9 protein-coding genes and 1 riboswitch are annotated in these 10,113 nt (G+C 72.5%); of the genes, 2 read left to right on the top strand and 7 right to left on the bottom strand.

Going from position 1 to position 10,113, the window contains the following annotated elements; all coding sequences use genetic code 11:
* Positions 1–216: 216 nt before the first annotated feature.
* The gene (locus tag ACFWVV_RS20990; RefSeq protein WP_384353227.1) at positions 217–975 is read right to left on the bottom strand and encodes an SIMPL domain-containing protein; all 759 of its coding nucleotides are present in this window, start codon (positions 973–975) and stop codon (positions 217–219) included.
* Positions 976–1,269: 294 nt separating this feature from the next.
* Here ACFWVV_RS20990 and ACFWVV_RS20995 point away from each other — a divergent pair, with 294 nt between their 5' ends.
* Positions 1,270–2,139 carry a carbohydrate kinase family protein gene (locus tag ACFWVV_RS20995; RefSeq protein ID WP_384353412.1) on the top strand — a complete coding sequence of 290 codons (870 nt, stop codon included), beginning with the start codon at positions 1,270–1,272 and terminating at the stop codon, positions 2,137–2,139.
* Between the two features lie 7 nt (positions 2,140–2,146).
* Here the strand turns inward: ACFWVV_RS20995 and ACFWVV_RS21000 are convergent, their stop codons facing one another.
* Positions 2,147–2,938, bottom strand: coding sequence for an SGNH/GDSL hydrolase family protein (locus tag ACFWVV_RS21000; RefSeq protein ID WP_384353224.1), 792 nt, complete (start codon positions 2,936–2,938; stop codon positions 2,147–2,149).
* A gap of 212 nt (positions 2,939–3,150) precedes the next feature.
* Positions 3,151–4,185, bottom strand: coding sequence for a peptidoglycan DD-metalloendopeptidase family protein (locus ACFWVV_RS21005; protein ID WP_384353222.1), 1,035 nt, complete (start codon positions 4,183–4,185; stop codon positions 3,151–3,153).
* 4 nt (positions 4,186–4,189) lie between these two features.
* A riboswitch (cyclic di-AMP (ydaO/yuaA leader) is annotated at positions 4,190–4,396 on the bottom strand.
* A 343-nt stretch (positions 4,397–4,739) separates the two neighbouring features.
* Here ACFWVV_RS21005 and ACFWVV_RS21010 point away from each other — a divergent pair.
* Entirely contained in the window at positions 4,740–5,564 is an 825-nt protein-coding gene (locus ACFWVV_RS21010) for a tyrosine-protein phosphatase (protein WP_384353220.1), read from the top strand.
* 127 nt (positions 5,565–5,691) lie between these two features.
* On the opposite strand, the gene ACFWVV_RS21015 is transcribed toward ACFWVV_RS21010, so the two are convergent.
* The 4 genes from ACFWVV_RS21015 to dxs all read right to left on the bottom strand — a co-directional run bounded on the left by ACFWVV_RS21015 (position 5,692) and on the right by dxs (position 10,021).
* Positions 5,692–5,946, bottom strand: coding sequence for a DUF6126 family protein (locus ACFWVV_RS21015; protein ID WP_384353217.1), 255 nt, complete (start codon positions 5,944–5,946; stop codon positions 5,692–5,694).
* A 1-nt stretch (position 5,947) separates the two neighbouring features.
* Positions 5,948–6,556: a helix-turn-helix domain-containing protein gene (locus ACFWVV_RS21020; RefSeq protein WP_384353214.1), complete on the bottom strand. Its 609-nt coding sequence runs from the start codon at positions 6,554–6,556 to the stop codon at positions 5,948–5,950.
* 79 nt (positions 6,557–6,635) lie between these two features.
* On the bottom strand, positions 6,636–8,117 hold the full coding sequence (locus tag ACFWVV_RS21025) for an aspartate aminotransferase family protein (protein ID WP_384353212.1): 1,482 nt from the start codon (positions 8,115–8,117) through the stop codon (positions 6,636–6,638).
* The gene (gene dxs, locus ACFWVV_RS21030) at positions 8,114–10,021 is read right to left on the bottom strand and encodes a 1-deoxy-D-xylulose-5-phosphate synthase (RefSeq protein ID WP_384353209.1); all 1,908 of its coding nucleotides are present in this window, start codon (positions 10,019–10,021) and stop codon (positions 8,114–8,116) included. The genes ACFWVV_RS21025 and dxs overlap by 4 nt, the downstream gene beginning before the upstream one ends.
* Positions 10,022–10,113: the final 92 nt, after the last annotated feature.

Below are 10,113 nucleotides of genomic sequence, written 5' to 3' on the forward strand. Positions count from 1 at the left end.
CGTCGTCGCGGGGACGGACGGCAGGGAGCCCCGGCCGTCCGCGGCGCATCGGGGTGACGCACCACGACAACGCGCCGGGGCCCTTGCGTATGCCCGTACGCGCACTTTCACGTGCGTCTGGGCGGCGCATTTCCGTCCTGCCCACCTGTCCGTCCAGGCCGTGCCGCCCGGTCGGTCCGGTCCGGTCCGTGCCGTGCCGTGCCGTGCCGGTGCCGGTCAGTCCAGTTCGTAGACCGCGGTCAGCGTGATCTCCTCCCTGACCTCTCCGGGAGCGACAGGCAGGGGCTTGTCTGCTGCCGCCCCGGGAGGCATCGGCAAGGGGCTGGGGCGCCCGCTGTCCGCTTCGGTGACCGAGACGAGCCGGCCCAGCGTGCGGCCACTGAGGGCGGCGTGCTGTTCGGCCTTGGCGCGGGCGTCGAGGTGGGCCGCCCTGCGGGCCTCGGCGCGCAGCGGGGTGGGGTCGGCCACGTCGAAGGCGATGGAGTGGATGCGCCCGGCGTCGCCGGCCGCGTCCGTGGCCGCCTGGACGACGGCCCCGGTGCGGTCCAGGTCGCGCACCTTGACCGAGAAGTTCTGCGCGGCCTGGTAGCCGACCAGCTTGGTGACGTTGTCCCGGTACTCGTGGACGGGGCTGAGCGAGAGGCTTTCGGTCCGGATGTCGCGGTCTGCGACGCCCTGCGCGCGGACGGCGTCGAGCATCGCCCCGGCCGCCTTCGTCTGTGCGGCGAGCGCGGCCTTCGTGGTGGGGGCGGTGGCCTCGGCTCCCATGCCGACGACCGCCAGGTCCGGTGCGGCGGAGGCCGCGCCGGTACCGGTGACGGTGATGGTGGAGGGGACCGGCCGGGCGGCCTGAACGACGGCGCCGGGTGCCACGCCGGGCAGCGCGGAGGCCGGAGGGGCCGCCGTCACCAGCAGACCACCGGCGAGGGCGGCCGCGGCGAGCGCCCGGGAGAGTACGGGCGGAGGTACGGACACGGGGGGTCCTTTCGAAGACCGGAGGCCCGAGGGGGGCGGCCGGGCGGGCTGTGGGCGGAGCGGGAACATCCCAGCAGTGCCCGCAGGCCGGCGGGCCGCGCCACTCCCGTCACCGGGCGGAATTCACCTGCCGGTATTCAGTTCGCGGACCAACCCCCGAGGGGCGGACCGGGCGCCCGCCCGGCACGCATACTGGGGCCCGTCGGGGGCCGGGGCACGGGAAAGGGGAGCACGGTGGCACAGCAGGGGCGGACCGGGGAGAACGGGCAGCGGGACGGCGGCGGTTACGACGTCCTGGTGGTGGGCGGCAGCGGGGTGGACACGGTGGTGCGGGTCGACGCGCTGCCGGTGCCGCTCGCGGACTCCGTCGGGGTGGCACCCGTCCGCGAGTGGCCGGGCCACACGGGCGGCAACGTGGCGCTGGGCTGCCGGGCGCTGGGGCTGGACGTGAAGTTCCTGGACGTCATCGGTGACGACTGGACCGGTGGCCAGGTACGGGAGCGGATGGCCAAGGGCGATGTCGACTTCGAGGCCCTGGTGTCGGCGGCGGGCACCCGGCGGGCCGTCAACCTGGTGGATCCGGCGGGCCGCCGGATGTCGTTCTACGACGCCCGTGACCCCGGGGACCTGCGGATGCCGCGCGACTTCTTCCTGCCGCACCTGCGCCGTGCCCGGCACGCCCATGTGTCGATCATGGGCTTCGCCCGGCATCTGCTGGACGACTTCGTGGAGTCCGGCGTTCCGTTCTCCACGGACCTGCACGACTGGGACGGCGTCGCCGAGCACCACCGGGCGTTCGCGCTCCGGGCCGACCTGGTGTTCCTGAGCGCGGCGGGCGCCGGGACCCGGATCGGCGAGGTGATGCGGGAGATTCTGCGCGAGGGCAGGGCCGGGGCCGTGGTGGCGACGGCGGGGGCGGGCGGCTCGTATCTGCTGACCCCTGACACGGGCAGCACGCCGCGCCATGTCCCGGCGACGGTCCCGCCCGCCCCGGTGGTGGACTCCAACGGTGCGGGCGACGCCTATGTCTCCGGCTTCCTGTACGGGCGGCTCGCCGGCCGGAGTCTGGAGGAGTGTGCCGCGCTCGGCGCGCGGGCCGGGGCCTACGCCTGCACCGTCGACGGGAACACGTCCCTCATCGGCGCCGCGGAGCTGTCCGGCTGACGGTTCCTCAGAGAGGCAGCAGGTCGGGCCGCTTGGCCGCCACGTGGTCGCCCGAGCTCTCGCCGCGCAGCCGCCTGCCGATCCACGGCACGAGGTGTTCGCGTGCCCACTGGATGTTGTCGCGGCGCGCCTCCAGGGTGCCGCGCGGGGGCAGCAGCGGCCAGGGCTCGTCCGGGTCGGCGGGGATCTCCAGGCCGAGGACCTGGGCGGCCCGCAGGGCGACCCGGGTGTGGCCCTCGGGCGAGAGGTGAAGCCGGTCGCCGTCCCAGGCGCGCCGGTCCTGCACGGACCTGAGCGACCACAGGTCCAGGACGGGGCAGTCGTACCTGTCGGCGATGGCCCGCACGTGCGCCGAGTAGGTGGCGACCTTGCCGCGCAGATGGCGCAGCACCGGGACGCCCCGGGTGTCGAAGCCGGTGGTCACCATGACCGTGCCGACGGCGGAGGTCAGGTCGGCGACGGCCCTCTCGAACCGCTCGGCCACGTCGTCGGGGTCGCTGCCAGGACGGATGATGTCGTTGCCGCCCGCACAGAAGCTGACCAGGTCGGGGGCGAGCTGCCGGGCCCTGGGGACCTGGTCGGCGACGATCTGGTCGAGAAGTTTGCCCCGTACGGCGAGATTTGCGTACCGGAAGGTGTGCTCGGGTACCCGGTCGTCCAGGAGGACGGCCAGTCGGTCGGCCCAGCCGAGGTACGCGCCGTCGGGCCCGGGGTCGCCGACCCCTTCGGTGAAGCTGTCCCCGATCGCCGCGTACGACCCGATGGTGCCTGCGCTGAATGAAATCGAATCGTCTGCCACGTCGACACATCCTCCACTTCCGCAAGTGACCTACGCCACCGTAGGGAGGGGGTGACGGAGGGTGAGATATGCCACCGGTCAAGATTCGTCCAAGCCCGGAATACGGGGGCGGGCTGCGGACGCGGCCCGCCCCCGTACCGGTGCCGGTACGGGGGCGGGCGGAAGAAGCGTGGCGCGGGCCCGTCCTCAGGCCGGGCGGGCCTCTGTCCGCGTCAGATCGAGACGCCGTTCCGTCGCAGGTAGTTCAGCGGGTCGACGTCCGAGCCGTAGCCGGGGCCGGTGCGGATCTCGAAGTGCAGGTGCGGCCCTGTGGAGTTTCCGGTGGATCCGGAGTAGCCGATCTGCTGGCCGCCGGAGACGCTCTGGCCGGAGCGGACGTTCAGGGCGGAGAGGTGGGCGTACTGCGAGTAGTGGCCGTCGTTGTGCCGGATGACGACCTCGTTTCCGTACGAACCGGACCAGCCGGCGGAGACGACGGTGCCCGGACCGACGGCCTTGACCGACGTGCCCGAGGAGGCGCGGAAGTCGACGCCGGTGTGGTAGCCGCTGGACCAGCTGCCACCGGAGGCGCGGTAGGGGGTGGAGACGCCGGAGGGCACGGGGGCGGTGAAGCCGGAGCTGGAGCCGGAGCTCGCCGACTGCGCGCGGGACTCGCTGCGCCGCTCGGTGCGCTGCTCGCGCTTCTCCGTACGCTGCTCGCGCTTCTCGGCCCGCTTTTCCGTGCGGACCTCGGTGCGCTCGGCCTTGCGCTCGGAGGCCTTGCGCTCGGCGGGTGCGGCCTGGGGCTTCGCGGCAGGGGCCGCCTTGGCGCCGGAGGCCTTGGCGCCTATGGAGAGCTTCATGCCGGGGTGGATGAGCGAGGGGTCGCCGCCGACGACCGACCGGTTGTCCTCGTAGAGCTTCTGCCAGCCGCCGCGGACCTGCTCGGCGGCGGCGATCTTCGACAGGTGGTCGCCCGAGACCACGGAGTACGTACGGGTGGCCGCGCGGGCGGTGTCCGTCGTGGGGGCCGCGGCGCGCTCGGCGGTCCGCTGCTGGGGAAGCTGGATCTTCGGGGCCTGCTGGGCCTCCGACGGGCCCGCGTGACCCGGTGCGACGGCCGGGGCCGAGGCGGGCTGCGCGGCCTGCGCCCCGGTGGCGCCGATCAGCGGCAGGGCCAGTGCGGCACCACCCGTACCGGCGGCGACGAAACCGCGGGTGAGCGTGGAACTGGACTTCGGGCGGCGGTGCTTACCCTTTGCAGGCATGACGATTTCCTCTCCGGCGCCTGCGAGGTGAGCTGTCGGGTTCGGGCTGGAGATGCCCGGTCGCGCTCTGTCGAGCGCGGCTTCACCCCTAGCCGTACCGGTCGACTCGCGTCTTCCGGTGCCGGCGTACTACCTGGGTCCCCCGCTCCTGCCACACGAAGAAATATGGGTGCGGATTCCGGGAGGTGGCAGGATTCGGCGGTCCACCCGGATTGACGGTGACCGTAAGCGAGTGCGGTCCGCCGGAACAAGCCGTTCCCTTCTTCTCCTTGCCGTGCGCACCTCTTCTTCACGATTTTCCGCCCGGGGCACCGGCGTCCCGCGGCCCGATTTCCGTACCTGGCCTGCCTTCTGACGCCTCGGCACCAGGAGGCCCCGCCGTGCCTATGATTCTGCTCACTCGGCTCTCCGTATCGCCCCCGCAAACGGCCGTAGAGGCGACAAACGCACCAAGTCGGTCACCGGGGCGGCTGTGTCTGACCCATGTCGTATCGTCGAAAACGCGCCCCCCGCCCGGCCACCGCCGGCCGGCGAACGACCCCAGAGGAGCACTCGTGACGCAGCAGGTGCCGCAGGTCCCCGCCCCTTCGACGTCCACCGATGCGGAGCCCGTGCTCGCGGGGGTGCGGAACTTCCGTGACGTGGGCGGTCTGCCCACCGCGGACGGGCGGCGGACGCGGTACGGGAGGCTGTTCCGCAGTGGCCACCTGGCGCACGCCACCGGGACCGACACCGAGTTCCTGCACTCCCTCGGTCTGCACACGATCTTCGACTTCCGCAATGCCGCGGACCAGAAGATGGAGGGCCCGGACGTCGAGCTCACCGGCGTGCGGAACCTGAACATCCCGCTCAGCGACCCGGCGGACGGAGCCGAGTTCTGGCGGATGGTGCGCGACGGGAACATAGAACAGCTCCGGGGCATCCTCGGCGACGGCAGGGCCGCGGACCGGATGACCGAGTCCTACCACCGGATGATCAAGGAGCGCACCGCCGAGCACAGCCGGGTGCTGCACGCGCTCGCCGAGGACAGTGTCCCCGCGCTGATGCACTGCGCCGCGGGCAAGGACCGGGCGGGCCTGTCGGTCGCGGTGACGCTGCTCGCGGTGGGCGTCGAGCGCGAGGCGATCACCGCCGACTACCTGAAGTCGAACGACCCGCACCGCCGCTACAGGGTGCACCGCAGCAGCAGCTCCCCGGAGGCGATGAACGACGAGGTGATGGCGCTGCTGGGCCCGCTCTTCGACGCCCGCGCCAGCTATCTCGACGCCGCCTTCGCCTCCATCGAGGAGACCTGGGGCGACACGGAGACGTACCTGACCCAGGGCCTGGGGCTCAGCGCCGCCACGCGCGAGGCACTGCGCGAGCGGCTGACCGTATAACGCCCTGGGTGCGGTCGCGGTCCCACTAACGCCCTGGGTGCGGTCGCGGTCCCGCCCCGGGGCCGGCCGGGCGTGGTCCCGGGCAGCCCCGGCCCGCCCGGCCCCCGGCCCGATCGGCCCGGCCCGGTCAGCCTTTGCCGCCGAGCGTGAAGAGCAGGTAGATGAAGGCCGCGAAGACGTGGCCGACGGCGACGTACAGGAACACCCTCAGGACGAGGCCGCGCGGCGCCCGGTCCTCCACGAAGCCGAGAACCGGGGAGCGGCCTGCTCCGTCGTTCCAGTCGGCCTTCCTGCTGTCGGACCCGCCGGAGGAGGCCATGTCGTCGGCCGCCCTGGCGATCGCGGCCATCGCGGCAGTCTGCGCTTCGGTGAGCTCCGCCATCTCATGACTCCTGGGGCAGGCAGAGACCGGCAGCGGTGCTCTGCATCAGCGTGTGGACGAAAAGCAGCTCGGCCCCGCCCGGGTTCACCGCGGTGATCCGGTGCGGGGTGAGCGAGTCGAAGTGGGCGCTGTCGCCCGCGTCCAGCAGATGGACACTCTCCCCCAGGACCAGCCGCAGCCGCCCTTCCAGGACGTACAGCCACTCCTCACCGGGATGGACCCGGACGAGGTCCTGCTGCGCGGCGTGCGGCACATGGACGCGCAGGGCCTGCATGGCCCGGCCTGAGCCGCCCGCCTGCCGGTAGGTCCAGCCGTCCGCCTCGCGCGCGCTCATCTCCCCGGCCCGCAGGACGGCGTCCCGCTCGCCGGTGCTCTCGCCGAGCACCTCGGAGACGGTCGTACCGTAGATACGGGCCAGCGCCAGCAGCATCGGCAGCGAGGGCTGCCGCTGTCCGGTCTCCAGCCGCGAGAGATGGGCGGGCGAGAGCCCTGCGCGGCGGGCGGCGGCCTCCAGCGTGAAACCGCTGCGGCGGCGGAGTTCCCGCAGGTGGGGGGCGACCGATGGCAGCTCCCCCGAGCCCTCGGCGGCCTCTTCGAGGCGTGGCGTCATACGTCCATTGGGCCAGAGGGGTTGCCTCTGAGGCAACTGACTTGCCCCAGAGGCAAAAACCCAAGGAGTGCGTCCCCTGCTACCGGTGGAGCACCGCCTGCTTGACCAGGGTCCTGCTGAAGTCCCACATCAGTCCCCCGCCGCTGTGCGCGTCGTCCATCACCGCGGTGAAGGCCGCCACGAAGCGGTCGACCTCCTTCTCCCCCACCGTCAGCGGTGGGATCAGCTTGATCACTTCGAGGTGGTCGCCGGAGACCTGGGTCAGGATTCGGTGCTTCTGCAGCAGCGGTACCACCACCATCTGTGCGAAGAGCCCCTTGCGCGCGGCCTGGAGCACGGTCCACCGACTGCGCAGCCCCAGCGACTGCGGCCGGCCGAACTCGATGCCGATCATGAGCCCACGCCCGCGCACGTCGTGCAGCAGCTCGTACTTCCCGACCAGCTCGCTCAGCCGCGCCCTGAGCAGGTCGCCGGTCCGCCGGGCGTTGGCGACGACGTCCTCGTCCTCCATCACGGAGAGCACGGCGAGCCCGGCGGCCATGGCCTGTGCGTTGGACCCGAAGCTGGCCGAGTGGACCAGCACCCGGTCCATCGATGAATACACCTTCTTGAAGATCCAGTCCTTGCCGAGCGTGGCGCCGACGGGAACGTAGCCGCCGGACAGGGCCTTCGCGACGCACACCAGGTCCGGCTCCACGCCGGCCTCGTGCTGGTAGGCGTAGAAGTCGCCGGTCCGCCCCAGGCCGGTCTGCACCTCGTCGGCGATCAGCAGTGCCTTGTGCCGGTGCAGGAGTTCCTGGGCGGCACGCAGGAACCCGGGCGGACTCGGGTGCACCCCCTTGCCCTGGATCGGCTCGACGACGAACGCGGCCACGTCACCGCGCGCCAGTTCCCGTTCCAGCGCGGCCAGATCGCCCAGTTCGATCGCGGTGTCGGGCAGCAGCGGGGCGAAGCCGTCACGGAACCCGCTCTCGCCGTTGACCGACAGGGAGCCGGTCGTCAGCCCGTGGAAGGCGTGCGCGCAGTACAGGACGCGGGGCTTCCCGGTGGCGTACCTGGCGAACTTGAGCGCGGTCTCCACCGCCTCCGTGCCGCTGTTGCCGAAGAACACCCGGTCCAGGTGCGGGCTGTGGGCCAGGAGCTTCTCGGCGAGGAGGCCGGGCAGCGGCTGGCAGTCGAAGCGGGTCAGGTCCGCGAGCGAGGCGTCGAGCACGTCGTGCAGCGCCTGGCGGACGACGGGGTGGTGGCGGCCGAGCCCCATCACCCCGAACCCGGCGAGCATGTCGAGGTAGTCGTTGCCCTCGGCGTCCCAGAAGTAGGCGCCCTCGGCCCTTTCGTACACCCGGTCGAAGCCGAGGGTGTGCAGCATCCGCGGCAGCTGGTGGTTGAGGTACCGCGTGTGCAGCTCGTACCGCTCCGCGCCGCGGGCGGCGAGCAGGCCGGCCAGGTCGAAGCCGCGGGCCGCCCCTGAGCCCCGGCCCGCGGCCCCTCCTCCGGGGGCCCGCTCCCCCACGGCCGGCTCTCCGGTGTCCACGACGTGCTCGGGCGCGTCCTCGGTCATCCCTGACCACTCTCCTTCCGAACGGCTCGGTTCGACCGGTAGGGGGCCAGTGCGGCCCCGATCCGCCCGGCGATCTCGACGGGTGTCAGCCCGATGTCGGCCAGTACCTCGCTCCGTTTGGCGTGCGCGAGGAACCGCTCCGGAATCCCGAACGTCCGCAGAGGCACGTCGACGGCGGCCTCGCGCAGTGCCTGCCCGACCGCGGAACCGACCCCGGCGGCGGTGGAGTTGTCCTCGACGACCGCGACCAGCGAGTGCAGGGCCGCGAGCGGCGGCAGCGCCGGGTCCACGGGCTTGACCCAGCGCGGGTCCACCACCGTGCACCGTACGCCCCGCTCCCCCAGCAGCGAGGCGGTCTGCAGACAGACGCCCGCGAAGGCCCCCACGGACACCAGGAGCACCTCGGGGTCCTCGTCGCGGTGCAGTACGTCGAGTCCGCCGACCCGCTCCAGGGCCGGGTACTCGGGGCCCACCGACTCCTTGGGGAAGCGCACCACGGTCGGCGCGTCGTCCACCGCGACCGCTTCGCGCAGCTGTGCCCGCAGCTGTGCGGCGTCGCGGGGCGCGGCGATCCGCAACCCGGGAACCACCTGGAGAATCGACATGTCCCACATTCCGTTGTGCGACGCCCCGTCCGTGCCGGTGACCCCGGCCCGGTCCAGGACGAAGGTGACGCCGCACCGGTGCAGTGCCACGTCCATCAGCACCTGGTCGAAGGCCCGGTTGAGGAAGGTCGCGTACACCGCGAAGACGGGGTGCAGCCCGCCGGTGGCGAGTCCGGCGGCGGACACCGCCCCGTGCTGTTCGGCGATCCCGACGTCCCAGACCCGGTCGGGGTACGCCTCGGCGAATCCGGTCAGGCCGACCGGGTGCAGCATGGCCGCCGTGAGTGCCACGACGTCCGGCCGCTCCGCCCCCAGCCGGACCATCTCCTCCCCGAACACCGAGGTCCACGAGGGCCCGTCCGTAGGAACCAGGGGTGCGCAGGTCAGCGGGTCCATGGCGCCGACCGCGTGGAACCGGTCCGCCTCGTCCTGCTCGGCGAAGGCGTACCCGCGCCCCTTCTGGGTGAGGCAGTGCACCAGTACGGGGCCGTGGAAGCGCCCCGCCCTGCGCAGCGCGGACTCCACCGCCGCCACGTCGTGCCCGTCGATCGGCCCGACGTACTTGAGCCCGAGGTCCTCGAACATGCCCTGCGGGGCGAAGGCGTCCTTGAAGCCCTTCTTGGCGCCGTGCAGGGACTCGTACAGCGGCCGGCCGACGACGGGGGTGCGCTGCAGCACGCCCTTGCCCCAGGCCAGGAAGCGCTCGTAGCCGTCGGTGGTGCGCAGCGTGGCGAGGTGGTCGGCGAGGCCGCCGATGGTGGGGGCGTAGGACCGTGCGTTGTCGTTGACGACGATGATCAGGGGGCGGTCCCCGGCGGCGGCGATGTTGTTGAGTGCTTCCCAGGCCATGCCGCCGGTCAGTGCCCCGTCCCCGATGACGGCGACGACGTGGTCGGGGCGCCCCAGGATCTGGTTGGCCTTGGCGAGGCCGTCCGCCCAGCCGAGCACGGTGGAGGCGTGGCTGTTCTCGATGACGTCGTGCACGGACTCGGCGCGGGAGGGGTAGCCGGAGAGTCCGCCCTTGCCGCGCAGCTTCGAGAAGTCCTGGCGGCCGGTCAGGAGCTTGTGCACATAGCTCTGGTGGCCGGTGTCCCAGAGGATGCGGTCCGCCGGTGAATCGAAGACGCGGTGCAGCGCGAGGGTCAGCTCCACCACGCCGAGGTTGGGGCCGAGATGGCCGCCGGTCCTGGCCACGGCGTCGATCAGGAACTGCCGGATCTCCCCGGCCAGCGCGACGAGCTCGTGCGCGTCCAGCGCCTTCAGGTCCCGCGGACCCCGGATACCTTCCAAGATCGTCACGATCGGCCCCCTGTCGGATGTCGGTTCGGCTCACCGGACGCGGGCCGGCCCGCGTCCTTCGCGCTCGCGGCGGCGCGGGGCCCGGTGCTGCC

Origin of the sequence: Streptomyces sp. NPDC058663 (assembly GCF_042716745.1) — a bacterium.
Taxonomy (GTDB): Bacteria; Actinomycetota; Actinomycetes; order Streptomycetales; family Streptomycetaceae; genus Streptomyces.

Excerpts from the sequence above, each read along its gene's own strand:
- ACFWVV_RS21005 (WP_384353222.1), bottom strand. The coding sequence starts at position 4,185 with ATGCCTGCAAAGGGTAAGCACCGCCGCCCGAAGTCCAGTTCCACGCTC.
- ACFWVV_RS21015 (WP_384353217.1), bottom strand. The coding sequence starts at position 5,946 with ATGGCGGAGCTCACCGAAGCGCAGACTGCCGCGATGGCCGCGATCGCC.
- ACFWVV_RS21020 (WP_384353214.1), bottom strand. The coding sequence starts at position 6,556 with ATGACGCCACGCCTCGAAGAGGCCGCCGAGGGCTCGGGGGAGCTGCCA.
- ACFWVV_RS21025 (WP_384353212.1), bottom strand. The coding sequence starts at position 8,117 with ATGACCGAGGACGCGCCCGAGCACGTCGTGGACACCGGAGAGCCGGCC.